The following is a 24922-nucleotide window of genomic DNA, read 5'->3' as shown; positions in this document are numbered from 1 at the left end:
CTTAAATAATTACTCATTCCTAGAATCCTGGCCATGCACACAAGGAGCATCTGATGAGCAAGAAAAACCTGACCATGGCGCTGGCGACGGCCTTCTTCGTGATGGGCTGCGGCCAGCAGGACGCGCCGGCACCGAGCGCCGCAGCGGCGCCGGCCGTGACCGCAGCGCCCGCCCCCGTCGCGGACAACGCCCTGGGCAAGAGCATTTACGGCAAGACCTGTGCGATGTGCCACGCCGCCGGCGTGGCCGGCGCGCCCAAGCCGGGCGACAAGGCCGATTGGGGCCCGCGCATCGCCCAAGGGCAGGCGGTTCTCGACAAGCACGCGCTGGAGGGTTTCACCGGGGCCAAGGGCATGATGCCGGCGCGTGGTGGCGCCGCCGCGCTGAGCGACGACGAGGTCAAGGCCGCCGTCCAGTTCATGGTGGCGCAGTCGCAGTGAGAGCCTGCTGATGTCACCCCTTCCACCAGAGCCGTCCAGCCCGGACGCCGGGCGCCGGCGCCTGCTCGGCGCCCTTCCCTTGCTGGCCACGGCCGCCTGGCTGCGTCCGGCGCTGGCCAACCCGCGCGTGGTCCAGCAGTCGCGCGTGCTGATGGGCACGAGGGTAGAGATCACCGTCGAAGGCCGCAACGCCGCCAGCAGCGGCGCAGCGCTGGCCGCCGCCTGGGCCGAGATGGCACGCCAGGCCGACCTGATGAGCCGCTACCGGGCCGACAACGCCGTGCGCGCGCTGCAGCTCGCCGCCGGGCTCCAGCCGGTGGTCGTTGCGCCCGAATTGATGCAGGTGCTGAAAACAGCGCGGCAGGTTTCCGAATACAGCAACGGTGCCTTTGATATTACCGTTGGGGCATTTTCAGGATGGGGTTTTGATCCAGCACAAACAGTTATTCCAAGCGCGGATGAAATACGTCGTCAATTGAGTCTGGTGAATTACCGGGACGTGCTTATCGATGAATCGGGCAGCCGCGCTTATCTGCGTCGACGTGGTATGCGGATCGATCTGGGCGGCATTGCCAAGCTGCCGATTCTCGAGGCCGGTCTGCGGGTGCTGCAAAGCCGGGGGCTGGCGGGCGCCATGATCAACGGCGGTGGCGATGTGCTGGTCAGTGGGCAACTGCAAGGGCGCGACTGGCGCATCGGTCTGCTCGATCCGCGTGCGCCGCGGGCGCCGCAAGGACTTTTGGGCCTGATTGCGCTGAGCGACGGTGTCGTCGCCGCCTCGGGCGACTACGAGCGTTGTTTCGTCCGTGATGGTCGGCGCTACCACCACATCCTCGACCCGCGCAGCGGCCAGCCCAGCAGCGGCGTCCGTGGTGTGGCCCTGGTGGCGCGCCGCGTCGCCGATCTGAACGGCCTGGGCACAGCGCTGATGGTGGGGGGGCCGGCGGCGAGAACACGCTTGCTGGCCGGGCGCCCGCAGGTCGATGCGCTGATCGTGGCAAGCAACGCCGCGCCCCCCTGGATGTCGGCCGGGATGGCGAGGCGGCTGCAGGTTTGATGCCGCGCAAACGAAAACCCTGACCGGCTTGCGCTGCCGCAAATTGATATGCGCGGCGCCCGCCACATTCATCAAGCCCTCAACCTAGAACGATGGAGACTGCCATGAACCACTTCCAGCATCGCCTCGCCGATCCGAACGAAGCGGCCGTGCGACTGGTGCCCGCGCACAACAGTCGCGAAGGCCTGTGCGGCACGCTCAGCAAAGCCTTCCGGCCCGGACTGCTCAGCGCGGCCGCGGCCCTGGAACTGGCTCAGCTGGGCCAGTTCCAGAAGATTCCAGCCAAGACCTTGTTCATCCGGGCCGACGAACCGGCCAGCGCCTTGTGGCTGCTGGTCAATGGCACGGTCAGCGTCGGTTGCCACGACGAACAGCAGCAATGGCGGCAGACACGCACCATCCATGCCGGCCATTGGATAGATGCCGAGAGCGCCTGGCTAGGCGGCAACTATCTTGAAAGCGCGCGCGCCGAGACTGCTGTATCCGCCTACTGGCTGCCGGTGCGCGAGGTCGAGCAGGCCTTCGTGACGCGGCCGGAGATCGCCCGCAGCCTGCTGGCGGCGGTGGCCGAGCGGGTGCGCCGCGTCTCCGGCGATGCCCATGACCTGTTGGCCAAGAGTGTGCTGGCACGCTGCGCCGGCTGGCTGATCGACGAACTGCAGACCAGCGACCAGTCATCGGCGGTGGTGATGAACCAGCACAAGCGTGCCATCGCCTCGCAGCTGGGCACCTCACCCGAGACCTTCTCGCGCATGCTGCGCCAGCTCTGCGATATGAGGGTCATCGACATGGACCGCTACCGCATTCATGTCCGCGATGCACAGGCCTTGCAACGCCTGTCCAACGGCGCGCTGGCCCATGGCGCCAAGGCCTGAGCTCGGCAAGCCTGGCGAGCGCTGGCAAGCCGCCCGCTTGCTCAGCGCACCGCATCGCCTTGGCTTCGCAGCCGCCGCGCTGCTGCTGGCTGGCAGCGCCTTGTGGTGGGCGCTGGCAATGCTGGCCCGGCTGCAGGGTCATGTCTTGCCCTGGAACTTGACGCCCGCCACGGCCCACGGCCTGCTGATGAGCCTGGGCTTCATGCCGCTGTTCTTTGCCGGTTTCCTGTTCACCGCCGGGCCGCGCTGGCTGGCCTGCACGCCGCTGCCGGCCGCTGCCCTGCTGTCGCCGGTGCTGGCTCAGCTGTGCGGCTGGCTGCTGTTCCTGCTGGCCATTCACGCCGGTCCCGATCCCGTACTGGGTCGGGTGCTGGGCAGCTTCGGCTTGGTGGCTGTCGCCTGGGGCTGGAGCGGCTTGCTGTGGCGTTTTGCGGGTCTGCTGCGCGCCAGCGGCGAAACCGATCGTCTGCACACACAGATCGTCTGCGGCGCCGGCATCCTCGGCGCTCTGCTGCTGTGGGCCGCCGCGCTGGCCTTGGCGAGCGGCGAAGCGGGCCGGCTGCCGGCACTGAGTCGCGCCTCGCTCTGGGGCTTCAGCGGCCTGACCTTCATCACCGTGCTGCACCGCATGCTGCCCTTCTTCGGCAGCGCCGCCCTGCCGAAGGCCGAGGCCTGGCCGCTGCGCGGCTGGCTGCTGCTGTTCGGCTTGCAAAGCGGCTGGGCCCTGCTGGCGCCGCGCTCGAACGGCCTGCTGTGGCTGCATGCCGGCATCGAGGCCGCAGCCGGCCTGGCCGTGCTGGCGCTGGCGCTGCAGTGGGCGCGCCACCAGAGTCTGCGGCCGCGCCTGCTGACCATGCTGCATCTGGGGCTGGTCTGGCTGGGCCTGGCCCTGCTGCTGGACGGCCTGTCCGAGGGTCTCAGCGCTGGCGGCATGCAGTCGCTGGGCCTGGCGCCCTTGCATGCCTACACGATGGGCTTCCTCGGCTCGATCCTGCTGGCCATGGTCGGTCGCGTCAGCAGCGGCCATAGCGGCCGCCGTGTGGTCGCGGACGACACGCTGTGGCGCCTGTTCTGGCTGCTGCAACTGGCCGTGCTGCTGCGCATTGCCGCTGCGCTGGTCGCCGCCGCCCGGGCAGCACCGCTGCTGAGTGCCGCCGCCCTGCTGTGGGGCGCCGTCTGCCTGGGCTGGACCTTGCGTTACGGCCGCTGGTGGGGCCTGCCGCGCGCCGACGGACGCCCGGACTGAATCCCTCTCCTACTGAAGCAAGGAACCCCGCTGCGATGAGCGCGACCACCATCCCCGAACTTGTCTGCCCCGCCGGCTCGCTGCGGGCGCTGAAGCTGGCCATTGATGCCGGCGCCGACGCCGTCTACCTCGGCCTGCGCAATGCCACCAATGCGCGCAACTTCGCAGGACTGAACTTCGACGACCAGCAGCTGCGCGAGGGCGTGGCCTATGCGCACCAGCGCGGCCGCCAGGTGCTGATGGCGCTGAACACCTATGCGCGCGCCGACGATGTCGCGACCTGGTACCGCGCCGTCGATGCCGCGGTCGAGCTGGGCGCCGACGCGCTGATCGTCGGCGATATCGCGGTGATGGCCTATGCCTGCAAGACCCATCCGCAGCTGCGCCTGCATCTGTCGGTGCAGGCCTCGGCCAGCAGCCACGAGGCGATCGACTTCTACCACCGCCACTACGGCATCCAGCGCGCGGTGCTGCCGCGCGTGCTGACCCTGTCCCAGGTCGGCCAGGTGTTGCGCCACACCGCGGTGGACATCGAGGTGTTCGGCTTCGGCAGCCTGTGCGTGATGGTCGAGGGACGCTGCGCGCTGTCCTCGTATGTGACCGGCCAGTCGCCCAACAATGCCGGCGTCTGCTCGCCGCCTTCCCATGTGCGCTGGCAGGACGCGGCCGACGGCGTCGAGGCGCGGCTGGGCGGGCTGCTGATCGACCGCTACGGCCCGGATGAGCCGCGCGGCTACCCGACGCTGTGCAAGGGCCGCTTCGAGGTCAAGGGCCGGCGCGACTACGCGATCGAGGAGCCGACCAGCCTGAACACGCTGGCCCTGCTGCCCGAGCTGATGCGCCTTGGCGTGCGGGCCGTCAAGATCGAGGGCCGCCAGCGCAGCCCGGCCTATGTCGAGCAGGTCACGCGGGTCTGGCGCCAGGCCATCGACGCGGCCGCCGCAGCGCCGGACCGCTACCGCGTCGAGCCGGCCTGGACCGCCGCGCTGGGCCATCTGGCCGAGGGCCAACAACACACGCTGGGAGCCTACGACCGACCATGGCGATGACGATGACAAACCCTGACCCCCTCCGCCCCCAGGACCGGATGGCGCTGAGCATCGGCCCGGTGCTGTACTACTGGCCGCGCGAGGCCTTGCTGCATTTCTATGCCGAGGTGGCCGAGTCGGCGGCCGACAGCGTCGTGCTCGGCGAGGTGGTCTGCGAGCGCCGCCACGAGATCAAGCTGGCCGACTGGCTGGCGTTGGCGCAGGACCTGCGCAGCGCCGGCAAGGAGGTGGTGCTGGCGACCCAGGCGCTGATCGCCTCCGAGGCCGATCTGCGCCTGCTGCGCCGCATCGCCGAGCAAGGCGATTTCCTGGTCGAGGCCGGCGACGCCTCGGCACTGAACATGCTCGACGGCCTCGGCGCCCGCTTCGTGCTGGGCCCGCACATCAATGTCTACAGCTGCGCGGCGCTGGACGAGTATCGGCGCCTGGGCGCCGTGCGCTGGGTCGCGCCGGTCGAGCTGGCGCTGGACGCGATCCAGGCCGTCAATGGCGGGCAGCAGGACCTGCCCTGCGAGGTGTTCGCCTACGGCCGCATGCCGCTGGCCTTCTCGGCGCGCTGCTTCACAGCCCGCCACCACCGGCTCAGCAAGGACCAGTGCGAGTTCCGCTGCCGCGACGACGGCGACGGCCTGCTGCTGTCGACCAGTGACGGCGCGCCCTTTCTGGTGCTGAACGGCATTCAGACCCAGTCGGCGGCGCAGCAATGCCTGCTCGGCGAGCGTGAGATCCTGCGGGCGGCCGGCGTGTCACGGCTGCGTCTGTCGCCGAGCTCGCAGCGCTTCGCTGAGGTGATCGCGGCCTTCGAGGCCGTGATGAATGGCGGCGAGCCGGCCGGCCCGGCGCTGCAAGGCCTGCAGGATCGGGCGCTGCCCGGTGGCCTGGCCAACGGATTCGCCCGTGGTCGGCCCGGCATGGACTGGAGTGTCAAACCATGATCAGCCTGCTGCTGTCCCCCGAGATGACGGGCCGCTTGAAGCCGGTGCTGAGCCGCTTGCCGATGCAGCCACCGACCCAGGCGCTGGCGCTGGCGCTGAACCGCTGGCTGTTGCCGCGGCTGCCCGCCGATGCACGCGCGACCTTGTCGCGCCGGGCCGTACGCATCGATGTCATCGACCTCGGCCTGTCGCTGCCTTTGCTGCTCGACGAGCGCGGCTTCCGACCCGCACCGCCAGGCGCCGCAGTGGCGCTGCGCATTGCCGCCGCCGCCCCGAGCTATTGGCGGCTGCTGCGCGGCAGCGACGACGCCGACCGTCTGTTCTTCGAACGCGCGCTGGTGATGGAGGGCGACACCGAACTGGGCCTGGTGCTGAAGAACACGCTGGACGCGATCGGGCCGCTGTGGGCGTGAACCAGCCGGCCTGTTGCGCCAGATCAAATCGGCGCGGGTGACAGCTTGTTTTTAAAGGTGCACAATTTGCACACCTTATAGAAACCAGCCACCACGGAGCCCTGATGAGCCACCCCACACTGATCGACGTTCGCCACATCATCCCGCGCGAACGCCACCCGCTGATCTTCTCGACCTTCGCCCAGCTGCCGGCCGGCCAGGCGATGGAGCTGGTCAACGACCATGACCCGAAGCCGCTGTACTACCAGTTCCAGGCCGAGCTTCCCAACGGTTTCCGCTGGGACTATCTGGAGAGCGGCCCCGAGGTCTGGCGCGTCGCGATCACCAAGAACGCACCGACGCACAGCCCCTGCTGCGGCAGCTGCGGCGGCCAGGCCTGAGCCCACGGCTCCCCTCTTCTATCCGCAGGAACTTGCGATGAACACCAACCACAGGCTCTGGCGCTGGCTGGGCCTTATCTTCGTGCTGTCGTTCGGGGCGCTCGGCTACCTCGGCTGGCAGATCTATCTGACGGCGCCGCCGATTCCGAAAAGCGTCGTCAGCACCGAGGGCGATGTGCTGTTCACCGGCGCGCAGATCCAGCGCGGCCAGCAAGCCTGGCTGGCGGCCGGTGGCCAGCAGCTGGGCACCGTCTGGGGCCATGGCAGCTATGTGGCGCCCGACTGGTCGGCCGACTGGCTGCACCGCGAAGCCCTGGCCCTGCGGGCGATCCGCAGCCAGCAGCACCGCGCCGTCGCGACCCTGAGCGTGGCCGACCAGGGGGCGATCCAGGCGACGCTGCAGCAGGAGATGCGCCACAACAGCTATGACGCGGAGAGCGGCAAGCTCACCGTCTCGGTCGAGCGGGCCCAGGCCATCCGCGAGGTGGCGGCCCACTACGAGGCCTTGTTCGGCAGCGACGCCTCACTCGACACCTTGCGCGAGCAGTATGCGATGACGGCCGGCGCCCTGCCCGAGGCCAGCGATCGCCAGGCGCTGACCGCCTTCTTCTTCTGGGCTTCCTGGGCCGCCGTGACGGACCGGCCCGGCGAGACCGGGCTTTCCTACACCAGCAACTGGCCGCACGAGCCGCTGGTCGGCAACACCTTGTCGACCTCGGCCGCGATCTGGTCCATGGTCAGCATCGTGCTGCTGCTGGCCGGCATCGCCGCGATGCTGTGGCTGCACGGCAGCAACAAGCATGAGCCCGAGGCCGAGCCGCCCAGCGCCGATCCGCTGCTGGGTGCGGTGGCAACACCCTCGATGAAGGCCACCCGCAAGTATTTCTTCGCGGTCGTCGGCCTGATGCTGCTGCAGATCGCGATGGGCGTCATCACCGCGCACTACGCGGTCGAGGGCCAGAGCTTCTTCGGCCTGCCCTTGGCCGAGCTGCTGCCCTATGTGGTCAGCCGCACCGTCCACACCCAGGTCGGCATCTTCTGGATCGCCACCGCCTGGCTGGCCACCGGCCTCTACATCGCGCCGCTGCTGTCGGGCCGCGAGCCGAAGTGGCAGAAGCTCGGCGTCGACCTGCTGTTCTGGGCGCTGATCTTCGTCGTCGTCGGCTCCACCGTCACCGGCTGGCTGGGCACCCTGCAGCACCGCGGCGTCGACTTCAGCTTCTGGCTCGGCAATCAGGGCCTGGAGTTCACTAGCATGGGCCGCGTCTGGCAGCTGCTGCTGTTCGCCGGCCTGCTGTTCTGGGTCGTGCTGCTCGGCCGCGCGCTGTGGCCGGCGCTGACCAGGCCCTCCGAGACCCGCGGCCTGATCGCGATGGTCTTCCTGTCGGCCACCTGCATCGGCGGCTTCTATGCCTCGTCGCTGACCTGGGGCCAGCACACCCATTACTCGATGGTCGAGTACTGGCGCTGGTGGCTGGTGCATCTGTGGGTGGAGGGCTTCTTCGAGGTCTTCGCCACCGCCGTGGTCGCGCTGATCTTCACCAAGCTGGGCCTGGTGCGCTCGGCCAGCGCCAACCGCGCCATCATTGCCGAGACCATCGTGTTCCTGTTCGGCGGCATCCTCGGCACCCTGCACCATCTCTACTTCACCGGCACACCGACCTCGGTGATCGCCGTCGGCGCGGTGTTCTCGGCGCTGGAAGTCGTGCCGCTGACCCTGATCGGGCTGGAGGCGCTGCAGACCTGGCGCCGCTCGAAGTCCATGCCCTGGCTGGCCGCCTACAAATGGCCGATCCTGTGCTTCGTCGCGGTCGGTTTCTGGAACACCGTCGGCGCCGGCGTGCTGGGCTTCGCGATCAACCCGCCCGCCTCGCTGTACTACGTGCAGGGGCTGAACATGACGGCGGCCCACGGCCATGCGGCGCTGTTCGGCGTCTACGGCATGCTGGGCATCGGCCTGATGCTGTTCTGCCTGCGCGGCCTGTATGCGCGCCATCTGCATGCCGACCACCTGCTCAAGCCCGCCTTCTGGGGCCTGAACCTCGGGCTGGCGATGATGGTCTTCCTGTCGCTGCTGCCGGCCGGCATCTACCAGGCCTGGGCCAGCGTCAGCCGCGGCCTGTGGTACGCCCGCTCGCCGGAGATCATCCACTCGCCGGTGATGGAGGCCCTGGTCTGGCTGCGCGTGCCGGGTGACCTCGTGTTTGCGGCCGGCGCGCTTATGCTGGCGGCCTATGCCATGCGCTTGCTGCGCCGGCCGCCCCCCGAGCCGGTGCACCGTGCCGCACCGAGCCTGAACTGACCGTCCGCCATGAAACTCACCAGCTTCACCGACTACGCCCTGCGCGTGCTGATCTTCCTGGCCGCCCGGCCGGGCCGGCGCGCCACCATTGCCGAGATCGCCGCCAGCTTCGCGATCTCCGAGAACCACCTGACCAAGGTCGTGCATTTTCTCGGCAAGACCGGCTGGCTGGCCAATGTGCGCGGCAAGGGCGGCGGGCTGGAGCTGGGGCTGGCGCCCGAGCTGATCGGCGTCGGCGCCGTCGTGCGCCTGACCGAGGGCGCGGCCTTGCCCGCCGAGTGTTTCAGCGCCGAGGGCGGGCATTGCGCCATCACGCCGATCTGCAAGCTGCGCGACGTGATGGGCGAGGCGGTCGATGCCTTCTACAAGGTGCTGGACCGCTACACGCTGGCCGACCTGGTGCACAACCGCCAGGCCCTGGCGCGGATGCTGTTCATCGAGCCCGCCGCGCGCACCGCGCGTCCGTCGTCATGAACACGCCCTTCCCCTACAGCGGCCCGGAGGATCTGCGCCAGCCCCTCATCGACGCGCTGAGCCGCGTGGTCGACCCGGAGGTGGCGATGAGCATCGTCGATGTGGGCCTGATCTACGGCGTCGAGGTCGGCGCCGACAAGGTCCATGTGCGTCTGACAATGACCTCGGCGGCCTGCCCGGTGGCCGACGTCATCATCGACGAGGTCGAGGCCGAGCTGGACCGGGTGGTGCCGGCCGCGCTGGCCATCGAGGTCGAACTGGTCTGGGAGCCGCCATGGAGTACCGATCGCATGAGCGAACGGGCCAAGCGCTTCATGCGCTGGTGAGACCGCGCCGCGCGCTCCATCCTGCGGCATCCGCCCGGCTGGCGCGGCCGCTGCTGCTGGCCCTGATGGCGTTGTCGCTGCTGGGCGGCGTGGGCGGGGGCCTGCTGCGCGCCGGCCTGCCGCTGAGCGATGCCCTCTGGCTGAGCCACGCCGGCCTCGAGCACGCGGCGCTGATGAGCGGCGGTTTCCTGGGGACCGTGATCGCGATCGAGCGGGCGGTGGCGCTGCGCCACCGCGCCGCCTTCATCGGGCCGTTCATGTCCGGCCTGGCCGGCCTGTGCTGGCTGCTGGGCTACGGCGCCGCCGCTGCGGGGCTGGCTGCGCTGGCGGCGCTGGCCTTCGTCGCGGTCAACCTCGTCGTCGTGCGGCGCCAACCGGCCGCGCACACCGCGCTGCTGCTGCTCGGCGCGCTGGCCTGGCTGGCCGGCAATGCCTTGTTTGCGGCCGGCATCGCGGCCGACGCCGTGCTGCGCTGCTGGTTCGCCTTCCTGGTGCTGACCATCGCGGCCGAGCGCCTGGAGATGACGCGGCTGATGCGCCGCCGGCCCGGCGCCGAGGCCTCGCTGTATCTGGTCCTCGCCGCCCTGCTGCTGGGCGCGGCGCTGTCAGCGCTGCTCTATGGCGCCGCCCTGGCGATGCTGGCCCTGTGGCTGCTGTTGTTCGACATCGCCCGCCGCACGGTCTTCGCCCAGGGCCTGAGCCGCTATATGGCGGTCTGCCTGCTCGGCGGCTATGTCTGGCTGGCGCTGGCCGGCCTGGCCTGGGCCGCCACGGCGCTGGGCTTTCACACGGCCCGCGACACCGCCCTGCATGCGCTGGGGCTGGGTTTCATCGTCAGCATGATGATGGGCCATGCGCCGGTGATCCTGCCGGCCGTGGCCCGCATCAAGCTGCAGTTCGGACCGGCCTTCTACCTGCCGCTGGCGCTTCTGCATCTGTCCCTGCTGCTGCGGCTGGGCGGTGGCTTCGTGAACGACTCGCTGCGTGCCTGGGGAGCCGGCCTGAATGCCGGCGCCCTCGCACTGTTTGCCCTGACCCTGATCGGCGCCGCGTTCGCGTGGCGCCGCCGCCATGGCGCCACCGGCGCAAGAAAGTTGCCATGATGGCTGCGTCATTCATCAAGATCGAGGAACCCCCACGCCCGGCGGCTGCACCGGCCTTCGCGCTCTGGCAGCTCGGCTTCCGCCCCTTCTACCTGCTGGCCAGCGGCTTCGCCGCGCTGTCGATCGCGCTGTGGGCGCTGCAGTTCGCCGGCCTGCTGGGATCGCAGGCCTATCTGCAGGGGCCGCTATGGCATGCGCACGAGATGCTGTTCGGTTTCACCCTGGCCGTGCTGGTGGGCTTTCTGTTCACCGCCGGCCGCAACTGGAGCAATCGCCCGACACCCACCGGTGCCGCGCTGGCCGCACTGGCGGGGCTGTGGCTGGCCGGCCGCGTGCTGGTGCTGACGCCCTGGGGCTGGGCGGCAGCCCTGGTCAATATCGCCTTCCCGCTGCTGGCCACGATCGCGCTGGCCCTGCCCTTCATCGCCGCCCGCAACCACCGCAACTACTTCTTCATCGGCCTGCTGGCGCTGCTGACTCTGGCCCAGGCCGGCGTGCACCTGAGCCAGCTGGGCCTGCTGCAGCTGCCCGGCTGGGTCGGCATCCAGCTGGGGCTCGATGTCGTGCTCTTCATCATGGCGGTGATGGCCGGCCGCGTGATCCCGATGTTCACCAACAACGGCGTGCCCGGCGCCAATGCGACGCGCCGGCCCTGGCTGGAACAGGCCGCGCTGGGCGGCACGCTGGCGCTGCTGGCCGGCGATGGGCTGGGGCTGGGCGGCCTGCCGCTGGCCCTGCTGGCCGGCGTCTGCTCGGCCGCCCATCTGGCGCGCTGGCTGCTGTGGCAGCCGCTGAAGACGCTGCGCACGCCGCTGGTCTGGGTGCTGCATCTGGCCTATCTGTGGATCCCGCTGCACCTGCTGCTGCGCGGCCTGGCGGCGCTGGGCCTGCTGGCCCCGACGCTGGCGACCCACGCGCTGACCCTGGGCGCCATCGGCGGGCTGGTCATCGGCATGATGACGCGCACCGCGCTGGGCCACACCGGCCGGCTGCTGCGGGCCAGCCGGGGCGATGTGGCGAGCTACGCGCTGGTCGCGGCCGCCGCCGTGGTGCGCGTCGGCTGGCCGCTGCTAGCGCCGGCGCAGACCGTCCACGCGGTGCTGCTGTCGGCCGCGCTGTGGTCGGCCGGCTTCGCTCTCTACGCGCTGCGCTACTGGCCGATCCTGACGCGCGCCCGCCTCGATGGCCGGCCGGGCTGAGAATCCGGCCATGGACTATCTGACGATCAAGACCCTGCACCAGGGCGCCGTGCTGCTCTCGGTCAGCGGCTTCTTCGCGCGCGGCCTCGGGTCCTTGCTGGGCGCTGCCTGGGTCGGCAGCCGGCCGGCCAGGACCTTGCCCCATCTGGTCGACTCGGTGCTGCTGCTGTCGGCGCTCGCGCTGGCCTGGATGCTGCGGCTATCGCCGCTCGAGGCGCCCTGGCTGCTGGCCAAGCTCCTCGGCCTGCTGCTCTATATCGCGCTGGGCATGCTGGCGCTGAAACCCGGCCGGCCACTGGCGCTGCGCGCGGCCGCCTGGCTCGCAGCGCTGGCAACCGTCGGCTGGATCGCCTCGGTGGCGATCAGCAAGAACCCGCTGGGCTGGTGGATCTACCTGGGATAGGCGCGTCACGCAGCGCCTGCACCTGCTCGACCAGCACCGGATAGATCTGCTCCGCCTGTGCAGTGTCGAAATCGGCGTGATAGCGCTTGGCGACGCCCGACGATGCCAGCAGCAGATGCCAGGTCGGCGCGACACTGCGCTCGGCCAGACACTGCTTGGCGCAGGCCAGCGCGCAGCCATCAATGGCAATGATGGGCCTGCCCTCGGCAGCCGCGTCGCGGGCACGGCGCACCAAGCTGCGCACATTGCCGCCGACACCGGAAATGCAGGACATCTCGGCTTCGCCCTCGCGGTCCAGGCGCAGAGCCAGATAGTTGGCCAGCTGGGCCGCACTGGAGCAGCCCGAGCAGGAATACACCAGGGGCAGTGGGCGCCTGGCGGGGACGGGTGTGCTGCTTGTCATCCAAACCTTCCGCAGTTTTTGATATTGGCGCAGCGAATCCGCGATGCTGTCTTGATCCAGAGCAAACCCTCTGGACGCGACAGGCGCGACGCTTGCGCCCATGACAAGCGACACACCCTTCGAGCTGCTCCTGCGCGGCGCCACCCTCCAGGCCGAGCCCCAGCGACTGCTCTTCGTCTTCACGACGGCCGAACTGCCCGAGGACCCCAGTCCTGAGCAGCGTGAGCGTTTTGCCAGCGGCCAGGGCGGCACGCTCTCACCACGGGTCTGCGTGGACAAGTCGCCTGCAGAGCTCGGCAGCTTCGAGGCCTTGCGTGCCGAGTCCGCCAAGGCCGGGCCACCCTGGCAGGTCGTCTTCATCGCCGCCCTGTCCGGCCAGGGCGGCAAGCCGGCGACCGAGGCCCGCATCGAGCAGGCGCTGCGCACCATGGTCGAGCGCATCCGCAGCGGCCAGCTTGAGGGGTTGCTGGCACTGGACGTCGAAGGCCGCCCGCTGAGTTTCGGCTGACCCCGCCGTGGCGCCTGCGGCGCCAGGTCGAGTCGGGAGTTTGCGTCAGCGCAAATCCACATTTAGTGTTTGAAGGATAGGCTGCACACCATATCTAGTGTTCAGAACCATCCATGTCAAACATCCATGCCAGCCTTCCCGCCCAGGTTCTCAAGCGTGATGGGCGCCACGCGGCCTTCGACGCCCAGAAGATCGCGCTGGCACTGCAACGCGCCGGCATTGCCAGCGGCGAGTACGGCGCCGACGAACAGGCCTTGTTGTGCGCCAGCGTGCTGAAGGTGCTGGCGCACCGCTTCCACGGTCAGGCACCCGGCGTCGAGCAGATCCAGGACATCGTCGAGCAGACCTTGATCGCGTCCAATCATCTGAAGACCGCGCGCGCCTACATCGTCTACCGCGAGCAGCACGCGCGGCTGCGTGAGGATCGCAAGACCCTGGTGGATGTCGAGCGCTCGATCAACGAGTACCTGAATCGCGACGACTGGCGCGTCAACGCCAATGCCAACCAGGGCTATTCGCTGGGCGGCCTGATCCTCAATGTGTCCGGCAAGATGACGGCCAACTACTGGCTCTCGCATGTCTATGCACCCGAGATCGGCCAGGCCCATCGAGACGGCGACCTGCACATCCACGATCTCGACATGCTCAGCGGCTACTGCGCCGGCTGGTCGCTGCGCACGCTCTTGCACGAAGGCCTGAACGGCGTGCCGGGCAAGGTCGAGGCCGGCCCCCCCAAACACATGAGCTCGGCGGTCGGCCAGATCGTCAATTTCCTCGGCACCTTGCAGAACGAGTGGGCCGGTGCGCAGGCCTTCTCTTCCTTCGATACCTATATGGCGCCCTTTGTGCGTGCCGATCGCATGAGCTACGCCGAGGTGCGCCAGTGCATCCAGGAGCTGGTCTACAACCTCAACGTGCCCTCGCGCTGGGGCACGCAGACGCCCTTCACCAACCTGACCTTCGACTGGACCTGCCCAGCGGACCTGCGCGAGCAGGTGCCGGTGATTGCCGGCCGGGAGATGCCGTTTTCCTACGGCGATCTGCAGCTCGAGATGGACATGATCAACCGCACTTACATCGACGTGATGACGGCCGGCGATGCCAAAGGCCGGGTCTTCACTTTCCCAATCCCGACCTACAACATCACACCCGATTTCCCCTGGGAGTCAGAAAACGCCGCCGCACTGTTCGAGATGACGGCCAAGTACGGCCTGCCCTACTTCCAGAACTTCGTGAACTCGGAGCTGGAGCCGAATATGGTGCGCTCGATGTGCTGCCGGCTGCAGCTGGACCTGCGCGAGCTGCTCAAGCGCGGCAACGGTCTGTTCGGCAGCGCCGAACAGACCGGCAGCATCGGTGTGGTCACGATCAATTGTGCGCGCCTGGGCCATCTGCACTGCGGCGACGAGGCCGGCCTGCTGGCTGCGCTGGATCGGCTTCTTGAGTTCGGCAGGCAGAGCCTGGAACTCAAGCGCGAGCTGATCCAGCGCCTGATGGACCAGGGCCTGTTTCCCTACAGCAAGCGCTATCTGGGCACCTTGCGCAACCATTTCTCGACCCTGGGCGTCAACGGCCTCAACGAGATGATCCGCAACTTCAGCGCCGACGACTACGACATCACCGACGCGCGCGGCCATGCGCTGGCGCTGCGCCTGCTCGACCATGTGCGCGCCCGCATCGTCGAGTTCCAGGAAGAAACCGGCCACCTCTACAACCTGGAGGCGACGCCGGCCGAGGGCACGACCTACCGCTTCGCCCGCGAGGACCGCAAACGCTGGCCCGAGATCCTGCAGGCCGGCAGCGCAGACCGTCCCTACTACACCAACTCCTCGCAGCTGCCGGTCGGCTTCACCGACGACCCCTTCGAGGCGCTGGAACGCCAGGAGGCGCTGCAGGCCAAGTACACCGGCGGCACCGTGCTGCATCTCTATATGGGTGAGCGCGTCTCGAGTGGCGCTGCGTGCCGCGAGCTGGTGCGGCGCGCGCTGAGCCGCTTCCGCCTGCCCTACATCACGGTCACGCCGACCTTCTCGATCTGCCCGAGCCATGGTTATCTGGCCGGAGAACACCCTTTCTGCCCCGCTTGCGATGAAGAGCGGCTCGAACAGAAGCGCCGCCGGGCCGCAGCCAACGATTCCATCCCCTGTTCAACCACCAAGGAGACTCTGCAATGATCCACCCTGTCCCGATGACCGAAACAGCCATCGCGCTGCGCGACGATGAGCGCCAACCCTGCGAAGTCTGGACGCGCGTGATGGGCTACCACCGGCCGGTCTCGAGTTTCAACACCGGCAAGCAGGGCGAGCACCAGGAGCGCCGCTTCTTCGCCGAGCCCGGTCTGCGCCGGGCCGCGTGAGCCTCCACCTGAGCACAGCCGCCGCCACCTTGCGGGTCGGCGGCCTGACGCCGCTGACCACGATCGACTTTCCCGGCCGGCTCGCGGCGGTTGTGTTTCTCCAGGGCTGCCCCTGGCGTTGCAGCTATTGCCATAACCCGGGTCTGCTGCCTGCCGATGCGCCGACGGTGCAATCATGGGGGGCCGTGCTGGCTTTTCTGCAGCGCCGCCGGGGCCTGCTCGACGGTGTGGTTTTCTCGGGCGGCGAACCGACCTTGCAGGCCGCCCTGCCTGCAGCCATCGCCGAGGTTCGTTCCCTCGGCTTCGCGATCGGCCTGCACAGCGCCGGCATCTACCCCGAGCGGCTGGCCGCCGTGCTGCCGCTGATCGACTGGCTGGGCCTCGACATCAAGGCGCCGCTGGACAGGATCGATGCGATCAGCGGCGTGCCCGGCAGCAGCGCCAAAGTCCAGACGGCGCTGCGCCTGGTTCTGAGCAGCGGCGTAGCCCATGAGTGCCGCACCACTTGGCACCCGAGTCTGTATCCTCAGCACGAGCTGCTGCTGCTGGCCCGCAAACTGGCAGCGCTCGGCGTTCGCCATTGGGCAGTGCAGCGCGCGAACATCAATGGAATGGCAGCCGCTTCACTGACATCCGCGGAGGTCAGCGACATCAGCGCATTGTTCGAGAGCTTCTGCCAACGCTAGAACGGCACAAACGCGCTACCGGGCCGGCTCGGAGAACTGTTCGATCTCCGCGAGCCCGGCCTTGCCGAGATCGCCGCGCGTTTACATCGCGTTACCGCACAACAGCGCGTCGGCACTTTGTCCTACTTGCTTGTCATGCACCGCCTTACGCTGCGCCTTGGCGCAAAGGCAGAAACTTTGCTCATCGCAACCAGCCATGAGTACGACATGACCATGATGTTCACAAACAATCTCCATGCCGAAGGTTGGTGGGATCACATGCCAGCCGGCCATCGTCTCGACATCCCCATGAACGCCGACGAGTTCTCCTCGTCAGGCGATGAAGGCGGCGCCACTCGGCCGGCCTCGCAGCCCAACACCTCGCCCCGTTTCATTCAGCGCAGCCATGCCAGCGCGTGGATCCTGTTCGCCGCCGTGGGCACAACGGGAGGTGCCCTCGCTGTGGCCACCATGAGTGACCCTCAAGGCATGCGCGAGCACTTGGATTTCGCACTGGCGGAGGTGAAACAACTGGCCGGTTCTTCTCCCATCACGACGACGGCACCGGCCACCGCACAGGCGCCTGCGCCTGTTCAGGACCCCACGCCCGTCGCGACCGCGCCATCCACTGCCGCCGCACCGAGTCTTCCGCTCGACGCGCCTTCGTCACCCATCGCATCGGCGGCCGGCCGAGGCACCAGCCATCTCGCGCCGGTCGCCTCCATCAAGCCGGTAGCCACGCCAGCGCCAAAAACGACCAAGGAACCGGCCGAAACCCTGCAAGTGATGCCGGGTCTGCCGCCACCCATCGCACTGGCGCCCGTTCAGCCGCTGCCCACGGTGCAGGCACCACCACTCGTGCTGCCGCCACCCGTGCCGGTAGCGCCTCCGGTCGCGCCGCCGCCGGTTGAAGAAGCGGCGCCGCCGCAACCGCCGGCTTCATCGCCGCAGTAGCGAGGATGTCCTCCTGCCGTGTACGCTTTGTCGATGTAGCCTCTCGTCGTTCGTCGATGGGAGACGAGGTGCCCTCAGGCGGGCGCGCCGGCCAGTCCACCTAACAGGAGTGAAGACATGTCATACATCGATGGTTTCGTTATCGCGGTCCCCACTGTCAACAAGCAGAAGTTCATCGAGCACGCGCGCCATTTCGACTCGATGTTCATCGAGCTCGGTGCAATCCGTGTGATCGAAGCTTGGGGTGACGACGTCCCTGACGGCAAGGTCACCGACTTCCGCCGCGCAGTCCAGGCCACGGCCGATGAGACGGTGGCCTTTTCGTGGGTCGAATGGCCTGACAAGGCCACACGCGACGTAGGCATGAAGAAGATGATGGAGGACCCGCGCATGGATCCGTCCACACCTGGCAATCCGCCCATGCCCTTCGACGGCAAACGCATGATCTTCGGCGGCTTCGCGCAGGTGGTCGAAGTGAAGGCCTGAGCGGCTGGGGCGACGCCGCCCCTGGGCGTGCCGCGCGTCACTGCGGGCGTCTGGCGCAGACCCTCGACCCACAGGCGGTGGCTCCGGGACATCGCGCAGGACGCCTGCTCCGTGCTGCAGCCAATGCTGCGCACCTCTAGCTGAAGTCATAGGCGGCGCCTCCCTGGGGCCACCTTCGCTTTCAGCGAGAATCCTGCGCAATGACCTCAGGCGTTGCAAGGCACCTGCGAAACCCTGTGGTTCTTCGCCCGCATTCAGTTGCGTATCGACAAAAATGGGTCCAGGACGGGCGAACGATCCCCCTGCAGCTTTTTCAATTGCGGCCCTCTCTGGGGGCCCGACACAGAACAAGAGAAATATTGTCTTGTTAAATCAATAAGTTACGGCCCCTATGAAATTCGCAACATGGAACGTCAACTCCCTGGCCGTGCGCCTGCCGCAGCTGCTGGACTGGCTGACCGCCAACCCGGTCGATGCGCTGGTGCTGCAGGAAACCAAGCTGACCGACGACAAGTTCCCGACCTTGGAGATCGGCGCGGCCGGCTACCAGGTGCAGTGGTTCGGGCAGAAGACCTATAACGGCGTGGCACTGCTGAGCCGCGAGCCGGCCCAGGACGTGGTCAAGAACATCGTCGGCTATGCCGACGAGCAGGCCCGGCTGATCGCCGGCACGGTGGCCGGCGTGCGCGTGATCGGCGGCTATTTCCCGAACGGTCAGGCGCTGGACAGCGACAAATTCGTCTACAAGATGGCCTGGCTGGAGGCCTTGCGGGGCTGGCTGGCCGGCGAGCTGCGGGCTCACCCGAAGCTGGTGCTGATGGGCGACTTCAACATCGCCCCCGAGGACCGCGATTGCTACGATCCGGCCGCCTTTGTCGGCCAGACCCACTGCTCGCCGCAGGAGCGTGCCCACTTCCAGGCCTTGCTGGAACTGGGCCTGGTCGACAGCTACCGCCTGTTCGAGCAGGCGCCCAAGAGCTACAGCTGGTGGGACTACCGCAACCTTGCCTTCCGCAAGAACCAGGGCCTGCGCATCGACCACATCCTGGTCAGCGAGGCACTGCGGGCCGGGGTCAAGTCATGCGTGATCGACCGGCAGATGCGCAAGAACGAACGCCCCAGCGACCATGCGCCGGTGATCGTCGAGATCGAGGCCTGATCGTCAGGGCGTCAGCGCCCGCTGCATGGCCTCATAGAAACGGCCCACATGCAGGCCGTCCATCAGCGCGTGGTGCACCTCCACCGCCACCGGCATCCAAAGCCGACCGCCCTCCTCGCTGAACTTGCCAAAGGCCAGCTTGGGCACCGAGTCCAGCGCCGCCGGCCCGCGCGCGTGGCTGAAACTCGTGAAGGCCAGCCAGGGGATGGTGGTCATATGGATCATCGCCTGCGAATCGGCGTCTTCCAGCGGGCCGGCGCCGCCCGCCTTGGCGATGGCCAGCAGCGGCAGCGCGCGCTCCACGAAGCGCCCGAAGTCATGCTCGTAAGGCAGGGTCGCGAACGCGATGCTCTCGTCCTCGCGCAGCACCGTGGTGCTGCCGTCGACCTGCTCATGCACCCTCACCCGGCCCTCGTCGAGGCGGTAGCGAAAGGCCTCGACCTCATTGGCCGCGCGCAAGGCCGCATGGTGATAGGCGAGGAACAGGGTCGCGCCACTGTGCTGAGCGACCCGGGCCTGCAGGGCGCTGACATCGACGCGGCCACACAGGCTGAAAAAAGGCTGGCTCAGGCCGGCGAAGTGCGCGAATGCCGCACGACGCGGCCAGTTGTCAAGATCAAGATGGCTGGGCATCGTGACATCGTACCGGCACTGGCGATAGAGGCGCTGCAAGCCCGCCGCGCCTTGAGCTGCATCAAGTCGAGACCGTAATAACCCTGACATTCTTGTCGGGTCGTCCATTGTGCGGGCGCGGCCTTGGAGAGTTTTTGATGCGTAACAACCTTCCCGTCACCTCGCGTGAATATCCCTTCCCGAGCGGGCAAAGCCTGGTGTCCACCACCGACCTGAAGGGCCGCATCCTGCATTGCAATACCGCCTTTGTCGCGGTCAGCGGCTACGACCGGGCCGAACTGCTGGGCCAGCCCCACAACCTGATACGCCACCCCGACATGCCCGAGGAGGCCTTCCGCGATATGTGGACCACGATAGGCGCCGGTCTGCCCTGGTCGGGCCTGGTGAAGAACCGCCGCAAGAACGGTGACTTTTACTGGGTGCAGGCCAATGTCACACCGCTGTTGGAAGGCGATCAGCCGGTCGCTTACATGTCGGTGCGCTCCGAGGCCAGCCGCGCGCAGATCGCCGCCGCCGAGGCCCTGTACGCGACGATGCGGGCGGAAAAGCAGGCCGGGGCCCTGCTGCATGTGCTGCAGCGGGGCCAGGTCTTGCGGCAAGACCTGGCCGGCCGGCTGCGCGGCCTCGGCCGCTTCGCGCCCGCGCTGCGCTGGGCCGGCGGCTACGCGCTGGTCGGCGGTCTGGGGCTGGTTTTGGGCCAGAACCTGGGACTGGCGGTAGCCCTCCCGCTGCTGGGCCTGGCGGCCATCGCCGCCGCCGCGCTGGCCAACGCCCAGGGCCGCGCCGCGCTGGACCACGCGACCGGCTATGCGAACCGCCTGGCCGCCGGTGACCTGAGCCAGACCCTGGAACCGGGCCGGCACGCCCAGGTAGCCGGCCTGGAGGGCGCGCTGCGCCAGCTGGCCGTCAATATGCGGGCCCTGGTGTCGGACACCCGCCGCGAGCTGGAGCAGATGCGCGTGGTCAGCGCCGAGATCGCGCAGGGCAACCAGGACCTGGCCCAGCGCACCGAGTCGCAGGCGGCCAGCCTGGAGCAGACGGCCGCCAGCATGGAGCAGATCACCGCCACCGTGCGCCACAGCTCCGACGCGGCCCAGCAGGCCAGCGGTGTGGCCCAGCAGCTGAGCCAGGTGTCGCGCCGCAGTGCCGGCGTGGTGCACTCGGTCACCGACACCATGGGCGGGATCTCGAGCTCGTCCAAGCGCATCGGCGAGATCATCCAGGTGATCGACAGCATCGCCTTCCAGACCAATATCCTGGCCCTCAATGCCGCCGTCGAGTCGGCCCGGGCCGGCGAGCATGGCCGCGGCTTCGCGGTGGTGGCCTCCGAGGTGCGCGCGCTGGCCCAGCGCAGCAGCACGGCGGCGCGCGAAATCAAGCAGTTGATCGACGACTCCTCGACCAAGGTCGAGGCCGGCGAGCGCCAGACCCGCCAGGCCCGCGAGAGCATCGACGAGACCCTGGCCTCGGTCGAGCACTTCACCCAGCTGATCGGCGGCATCGACAACGGCGCCCGCGAGCAGCTGATGGGCATCTCGCAGATCCATGAGGCGGTCCAGCACCTGGACGGCATCACCCAGCAGAACGCCAGCCTGGTGGAGCAGCTGGCCCGTGCCGGCAGCCAGTTGCAGGAGCAGGCCGGCGAGGTGGCAGCCGCGCTGCAGGTCTTCAGGCTGGACCGCGGATCCGCCGGCGCCCTGCCCGATGCGGTGGCACTGCGGCGCGAGGCGAAGGCCCGAGCGGCCTGAGAGAACGACCCACACGCCAGCAAGGAAGGCCCACACTCGCAATAATCGCCGACATCATCAACGGAGTCGGCAATGCATCATCAGAACAGCCCCGAGGCGCTCTTGCAGCAATGGATCGATGAGGAGGCGGCCGTGCGTGCACGGCTGGCCGAGCCGGGGCTGGCGCGGCCCGATCAAATCAAGGGCCGCACCGGTCTGCAGGTGATGCAGGCCATGCTGGACGGCGAGCTGCCGCCGCCGCATATCGCCAAGACCCTGGACTTCACGCTGATCTCGGTGGCCGACGGCGAGGCGGTGTTCCAGGGCCGGCCGCTGCTGCGCCATTACAACCCGCTGGGCTCGGTGCACGGCGGCTGGTTCGCCACCCTGCTCGACTCGGCACTGGGCTGCGCGGTCCACACCAAGATGGAACCGGGGCGCGGCTACACCACGCTGGAGTTCAAGGTGAACCTGGTGCGCGCGCTGAGCGAGAAAGTGCCGCTGGTGCGCGCGATCGGCACGGTGACCCACAGCGGTCGCCAGGTCGCGACCTCGGAAGCGCGCCTGGTCGGCCACGACGGCAAGCTCTATGCCCATGCGAGCACGACCTGCCTGGTCTTCGATCTACCGCAGTGAGTGGGTCTCGGCAGCCAGCCGGGTGATGCGGGCCCAGTCGCCGGCGTCGACCGCGTCCTGCGGGGTCAGCCAGGAGCCGCCGCAGACCTTGACGTTGGACAGGCTCAGGAACTGCGGCGCGGTCGCCAGCGAGATGCCGCCGGTGGGGCAGAACGCCACATCGGGAAAAGGCCCGGCCAGCGCCTTCAGCAGATTGACGCCGCCCACGGCCACGGCCGGGAACAGCTTCAGAAAGCCGTAGCCGGCCGCATTGGCCTGCATCACCTCGCTGGCGGTCGACACACCCGGCAGCAGCGGCAGGCCCTGCTCGCGGCAGGCGGCACCGATCGCGTCGGTGTAGCCGGGGCTGACGCCGAACTGGCAGCCGGCGTCGCGGGCGGCCTTGACATCGGCCACGGTGCGCAGCGTGCCGGCGCCGACGATGGCCTGGGGCACGGCGCGCGCCATCGCCTCCATCGCCTGCAAGGCCACCGGGGTGCGCAGCGTCACCTCCAGCACCTTGACGCCGCCGGCCACCAGGGCCTCGGCCAGCGGCACCGCGTCCTGCAGACGCTGGATCACGATGACGGGAATGACGGGGCCGTGGCTGGCCAGGCTGAGGGTATCGGTGTTCATCATTGGATTCTTCACAACCAGGTGACAGCGCCCTCTTCGGCGCTCAAGACATTGCGGCGCATGCCGGCAAACAACTCGCGGCCCAGGCCGTGGCCGTTGTCGTCGCGCTGCTCGGGCGTGATCGCGGCCTGCTCGCGGGCCGCCCATTCGGCATCGGGCACCAGGGCCAGCAGCTCGCCGCTGACGGCGTCCAGCCGCACCAGATCGCCGTCGCGCAGCTTGCCCAGCGGCCCGCCGGCCAGGGCCTCGGGCGAGACATGGATGGCCGCCGGGATCTTGCCGGAGGCGCCGCTCATGCGGCCGTCGGTGACCAGGGCCACCTTGAAGCCCTTGCCCTGCAGCACGGCCAGCGGCGGGGTCAGCTTGTGCAGCTCGGGCATGCCATTGGCCTGCGGCCCCTGGAAGCGCACGACCACGACGACATCGCGCTCCAGCTCGCCGGCCTTGAAGGCGGCCAGCATCGAATCCTGGTCATTGAAGATGCGCGCCGGCGCCTCGACGATGTGGCGGTCCTCGGGAACGGCCGACACCTTGATCACCGAGCGGCCCAGATTGCCCTGCAGCAGCTTCAGGCCGCCGGTGGCGCTGAAGGGCGCGGCGGCGCGGCGCACCACCGACTCGTCGCCGCTGTCCGGCGGCAGCGCATGCCAGACCACCTGGGCCCCCTCGGCGGCCAGCGTCGGCACTTTGGCATAGGGGCGCAGCGACTCGCCGGCCACGCTCAGCACGTCCTCGTGCATCAGCCCGGCATCGAGCAGCTCGCGGATCACAAAGCCGGGGCCGCCGGCCGCCTGGAACTGGTTCACATCGGCCGCACCGTTCGGGTAGACACGCGACAGCAGCGGCACCACGCCAGAGAGCTCGGAGAAGTCGCTCCAGTCGATCAGGATGCCGGCCGAGCGGGCCACGGCCACCCAGTGGATCAGGTGGTTGGTCGAACCGCCGGTGGCCAGCAGGGCCGCCATCGCATTGACGATGCAGCGCTCATCGACCAGCTTGCCGATCGGCGTGTAGCGCTGCTTGGCGGTGATGCTCAGCGCGCTGCGCACCGCCTCGCGGGTCAGGGCCTCGCGCAGCTCGTCGTGCGGATGGACAAAGGCCGCGCCGGGCACGTGCAGGCCCATGGCCTCCAGCAGCATCTGGTTGCTATTGGCCGTGCCGTAGAAGGTGCAGGTGCCGGCGCCGTGATAGGCGGCGGACTCGGCCTTCAGGAGTTCGTCGCGGCCGACCTTGCCCTGGGCGAACTGCTCGCGCACCTTGGCCTTGTCATTGTTCGACAGGCCCGAGCTCATCGGCCCGGCCGGCACGAAGACGCAGGGCAGATGGCCGAAATGCAGGGCACCGATCAGCAGGCCCGGCACGATCTTGTCGCAGATGCCCAGCAGCAGGGCGGCATCGAAGACATCGTGGGACAGCGCTATCGCGGTCGACATCGCGATGCTGTCGCGCGAGAACAGGCTCAGCTCCATGCCGGGCAGGCCCTGGGTGACGCCGTCGCACATGGCCGGCACGCCGCCGGCCACCTGCACCGTGGCGCCCAGCGCATGGGCGGCCTCGCGTATCAGGGCCGGATAGACCTCGTAGGGCTGGTGGGCCGACAACATATCGTTGTAGGCGGTCACCACGCCCAGGTGCGGCGCTTTCTCGGCGACGATGCGCAGCTTGTCATTGGCCGGCATCGCGGCCACCGCATGGGCGACATTGGCGCAACCCATGCGCTCGATGCCCCGCTTGCGGCCCGCCAGTTTGTCCAGGCCATCGAGATAGCGGCCGCGCGTGGCGGCACTGCGTTCGCGGATGCGTGCCGTGACTGCTTTGAGGGTGTTGTTCATGCCGTCGGCCGATGTAACTCGGCAGGTTGAATATTGGTAACCATATTACAAGATCCGGGCCGGCTGCAGGTTACATCAGGGGAACAAGACGCGGCCAGCGGGCGCTAGCCGCCGTCACCGGCGATCGATATAGTCGGCGAGCGCCCGCCGGAACCAAGCCTGCCTCAGATGCAGGCCCGGGCTTCGGACGCCCACTCAGGGAGTGAAGACCATGCTGCTCGACGCCTTGTTTGCGCGCATCCCCAGCGTGCGCGCCCGCCTGACCCTGCTGACCGCCGTGCTGTGCCTGCTGATGTCGGGGCTCGCGCTGGCGGGCATGACGATGCTGGCCCGCTCCAACGAATCGCTGCGCACGGTCTACGACGACCGGGTCGTGCCGCTGCAGCAGATCAAGGCGGTGGCCGATGCCTATGCCGTCACCGTGGTCGACAGCACGCACAAGGTGCGGCTGGGCCAGCTTGGCGCGGCCGCCGCGGCGCGTCAGATCGAGGCGGCCGGCGAACTGATACGCCGGCAGTGGAGCGCTTACAGCCAGACCTATCTGGTGCCCGAGGAGAAGGCCCTGGTGGCCCGCATCACGCCCTTGCTGGCCGAGGCCGAGGGCCTGCGCAGTGCACTGCTGGCCGCGCTGGCGGCCGGCGACGAGCGCGCCCTCGCCCGCCTGGCCGGCCAGCAGCTCTACCAGCTGATCGACCCGCTCAGCGATCAGCTCAACGCGCTGGTGGCCGTGCAGCTGGACGTGGCCA

Annotated in this window: 28 protein-coding genes; 24 read left to right on the top strand and 4 right to left on the bottom strand. The window is 68.6% G+C overall.

The features are described 5' to 3' along the window. Positions 1-53: 53 nt before the first annotated feature. The 14 genes from ABGI63_RS20100 (at position 54) to ABGI63_RS20035 (ending at position 12202) form a co-directional block, all read left to right on the top strand. A complete protein-coding gene (locus ABGI63_RS20100; protein WP_349744217.1) occupies positions 54-440 on the top strand; it encodes a c-type cytochrome in 387 nt (128 codons plus the stop codon). 10 nt (positions 441-450) lie between these two features. Beyond that, on the top strand, positions 451-1497 hold the full coding sequence (locus ABGI63_RS20095; protein WP_349744215.1) for an FAD:protein FMN transferase: 1047 nt from the start codon (positions 451-453) through the stop codon (positions 1495-1497). A gap of 104 nt (positions 1498-1601) precedes the next feature. Continuing rightward, the gene (locus ABGI63_RS20090; protein ID WP_349744214.1) at positions 1602-2372 is read left to right on the top strand and encodes a Crp/Fnr family transcriptional regulator; all 771 of its coding nucleotides are present in this window, start codon (positions 1602-1604) and stop codon (positions 2370-2372) included. Further along, positions 2356-3618 carry an NnrS family protein gene (locus ABGI63_RS20085; RefSeq protein WP_349744213.1) on the top strand — a complete coding sequence of 421 codons (1263 nt, stop codon included), beginning with the start codon at positions 2356-2358 and terminating at the stop codon, positions 3616-3618. Before ABGI63_RS20090 ends, ABGI63_RS20085 begins: the two co-directional genes overlap by 17 nt. Before the next feature lie 35 nt (positions 3619-3653). Then, positions 3654-4667 (top strand): ubiquinone anaerobic biosynthesis protein UbiU, encoded by a 1014-nt coding sequence (ubiU, locus tag ABGI63_RS20080; RefSeq protein ID WP_349744212.1) that lies wholly within the window; start codon positions 3654-3656, stop codon positions 4665-4667. 2 nt (positions 4668-4669) lie between these two features. Next, positions 4670-5602: a U32 family peptidase gene (locus ABGI63_RS20075; RefSeq protein WP_349744211.1), complete on the top strand. Its 933-nt coding sequence runs from the start codon at positions 4670-4672 to the stop codon at positions 5600-5602. Beyond that, positions 5599-6015, top strand: a complete 417-nt coding sequence (gene ubiT / locus ABGI63_RS20070) for a ubiquinone anaerobic biosynthesis accessory factor UbiT (RefSeq protein WP_262973485.1) — start codon at positions 5599-5601, stop codon at positions 6013-6015. The genes ABGI63_RS20075 and ubiT overlap by 4 nt, the downstream gene beginning before the upstream one ends. Before the next feature lie 104 nt (positions 6016-6119). Then, positions 6120-6395 carry a DUF2249 domain-containing protein gene (locus tag ABGI63_RS20065; protein WP_262973486.1) on the top strand — a complete coding sequence of 92 codons (276 nt, stop codon included), beginning with the start codon at positions 6120-6122 and terminating at the stop codon, positions 6393-6395. 37 nt (positions 6396-6432) lie between these two features. Next, positions 6433-8697, top strand: coding sequence for a nitric-oxide reductase large subunit (locus tag ABGI63_RS20060; RefSeq protein WP_349744210.1), 2265 nt, complete (start codon positions 6433-6435; stop codon positions 8695-8697). Between the two features lie 9 nt (positions 8698-8706). Next, the gene (locus ABGI63_RS20055) at positions 8707-9171 is read left to right on the top strand and encodes an Rrf2 family transcriptional regulator (RefSeq protein WP_349744209.1); all 465 of its coding nucleotides are present in this window, start codon (positions 8707-8709) and stop codon (positions 9169-9171) included. Beyond that, positions 9168-9497 (top strand): metal-sulfur cluster assembly factor, encoded by a 330-nt coding sequence (locus tag ABGI63_RS20050; RefSeq protein ID WP_349744208.1) that lies wholly within the window; start codon positions 9168-9170, stop codon positions 9495-9497. Before ABGI63_RS20055 ends, ABGI63_RS20050 begins: the two co-directional genes overlap by 4 nt. Continuing rightward, positions 9494-10600, top strand: a complete 1107-nt coding sequence (locus ABGI63_RS20045) for a DUF8744 domain-containing protein (protein ID WP_349744207.1) — start codon at positions 9494-9496, stop codon at positions 10598-10600. Before ABGI63_RS20050 ends, ABGI63_RS20045 begins: the two co-directional genes overlap by 4 nt. Next, entirely contained in the window at positions 10600-11799 is a 1200-nt protein-coding gene (locus tag ABGI63_RS20040) for an NnrS family protein (protein ID WP_262973610.1), read from the top strand. The genes ABGI63_RS20045 and ABGI63_RS20040 overlap by 1 nt, the downstream gene beginning before the upstream one ends. Before the next feature lie 10 nt (positions 11800-11809). Then, positions 11810-12202, top strand: coding sequence for a SirB2 family protein (locus tag ABGI63_RS20035; RefSeq protein WP_349744205.1), 393 nt, complete (start codon positions 11810-11812; stop codon positions 12200-12202). Here the strand turns inward: ABGI63_RS20035 and ABGI63_RS20030 are convergent. Next, positions 12162-12605, bottom strand: a complete 444-nt coding sequence (locus tag ABGI63_RS20030; RefSeq protein ID WP_266008717.1) for a putative zinc-binding protein — start codon at positions 12603-12605, stop codon at positions 12162-12164. The genes ABGI63_RS20035 and ABGI63_RS20030 overlap by 41 nt on opposite strands. 100 nt (positions 12606-12705) lie before the next feature. Here ABGI63_RS20030 and ABGI63_RS20025 point away from each other — a divergent pair, with 100 nt between their 5' ends. From ABGI63_RS20025 to xth, 7 genes are all read left to right on the top strand, one after another. Then, positions 12706-13113, top strand: a complete 408-nt coding sequence (locus ABGI63_RS20025) for a ribonucleotide reductase subunit alpha (protein WP_349744204.1) — start codon at positions 12706-12708, stop codon at positions 13111-13113. Positions 13114-13226: 113 nt separating this feature from the next. Then, positions 13227-15287, top strand: coding sequence for a ribonucleoside triphosphate reductase (locus ABGI63_RS20020; RefSeq protein WP_349744203.1), 2061 nt, complete (start codon positions 13227-13229; stop codon positions 15285-15287). After that, a complete protein-coding gene (gene nrdD / locus ABGI63_RS20015; protein WP_266008722.1) occupies positions 15284-15469 on the top strand; it encodes an anaerobic ribonucleoside-triphosphate reductase in 186 nt (61 codons plus the stop codon). The genes ABGI63_RS20020 and nrdD overlap by 4 nt, the downstream gene beginning before the upstream one ends. Beyond that, the gene (locus ABGI63_RS20010; protein ID WP_349744201.1) at positions 15466-16155 is read left to right on the top strand and encodes an anaerobic ribonucleoside-triphosphate reductase activating protein; all 690 of its coding nucleotides are present in this window, start codon (positions 15466-15468) and stop codon (positions 16153-16155) included. Before nrdD ends, ABGI63_RS20010 begins: the two co-directional genes overlap by 4 nt. Positions 16156-16362: 207 nt before the next feature. Further along, on the top strand, positions 16363-17088 hold the full coding sequence (locus tag ABGI63_RS20005; RefSeq protein WP_349744199.1) for a hypothetical protein: 726 nt from the start codon (positions 16363-16365) through the stop codon (positions 17086-17088). 117 nt (positions 17089-17205) lie between these two features. Next, on the top strand, positions 17206-17574 hold the full coding sequence (locus ABGI63_RS20000) for a DUF1428 domain-containing protein (RefSeq protein WP_349744197.1): 369 nt from the start codon (positions 17206-17208) through the stop codon (positions 17572-17574). Between the two features lie 391 nt (positions 17575-17965). Further along, positions 17966-18733 (top strand): exodeoxyribonuclease III, encoded by a 768-nt coding sequence (xth, locus tag ABGI63_RS19995; RefSeq protein ID WP_349744196.1) that lies wholly within the window; start codon positions 17966-17968, stop codon positions 18731-18733. A gap of 3 nt (positions 18734-18736) precedes the next feature. Here the strand turns inward: xth and ABGI63_RS19990 are convergent, their stop codons facing one another. After that, complete coding sequence (locus tag ABGI63_RS19990) at positions 18737-19366, bottom strand: CatA-like O-acetyltransferase (protein ID WP_349744195.1); 630 nt, start codon at positions 19364-19366, stop codon at positions 18737-18739. Positions 19367-19503: 137 nt separating this feature from the next. Between ABGI63_RS19990 and ABGI63_RS19985 the strand changes: the two genes are divergently transcribed. Both ABGI63_RS19985 and ABGI63_RS19980 read left to right on the top strand, forming a co-directional pair. Beyond that, positions 19504-21114, top strand: coding sequence for a methyl-accepting chemotaxis protein (locus ABGI63_RS19985; RefSeq protein ID WP_349744194.1), 1611 nt, complete (start codon positions 19504-19506; stop codon positions 21112-21114). Positions 21115-21186: 72 nt separating this feature from the next. Continuing rightward, positions 21187-21729 carry a PaaI family thioesterase gene (locus tag ABGI63_RS19980; RefSeq protein WP_349744193.1) on the top strand — a complete coding sequence of 181 codons (543 nt, stop codon included), beginning with the start codon at positions 21187-21189 and terminating at the stop codon, positions 21727-21729. On the opposite strand, the gene eda is transcribed toward ABGI63_RS19980, so the two are convergent. Together eda and edd are read right to left on the bottom strand one after the other, a co-directional pair. Continuing rightward, positions 21718-22344 (bottom strand): bifunctional 4-hydroxy-2-oxoglutarate aldolase/2-dehydro-3-deoxy-phosphogluconate aldolase, encoded by a 627-nt coding sequence (gene eda / locus ABGI63_RS19975; RefSeq protein ID WP_432767445.1) that lies wholly within the window; start codon positions 22342-22344, stop codon positions 21718-21720. The two genes, ABGI63_RS19980 and eda, sit on opposite strands and share 12 nt — an antisense overlap. A gap of 11 nt (positions 22345-22355) precedes the next feature. Continuing rightward, a complete protein-coding gene (gene edd / locus ABGI63_RS19970) occupies positions 22356-24176 on the bottom strand; it encodes a phosphogluconate dehydratase (RefSeq protein ID WP_349744190.1) in 1821 nt (606 codons plus the stop codon). A 211-nt stretch (positions 24177-24387) separates the two neighbouring features. Here edd and ABGI63_RS19965 point away from each other — a divergent pair. Continuing rightward, on the top strand, positions 24388-24922 hold a 535-nt coding region (locus ABGI63_RS19965), incomplete at its 3' end, for an MCP four helix bundle domain-containing protein (RefSeq protein ID WP_349744189.1).

Source organism: Roseateles cavernae (genome assembly GCF_040187885.1).
GTDB classification, from domain to species: Bacteria; Pseudomonadota; Gammaproteobacteria; order Burkholderiales; family Burkholderiaceae_C; genus Roseateles_E; species Roseateles_E cavernae.
Note: the sequence above shows the minus strand (reverse complement) of the source record. Positions and strands in the feature narration are given on the sequence as shown.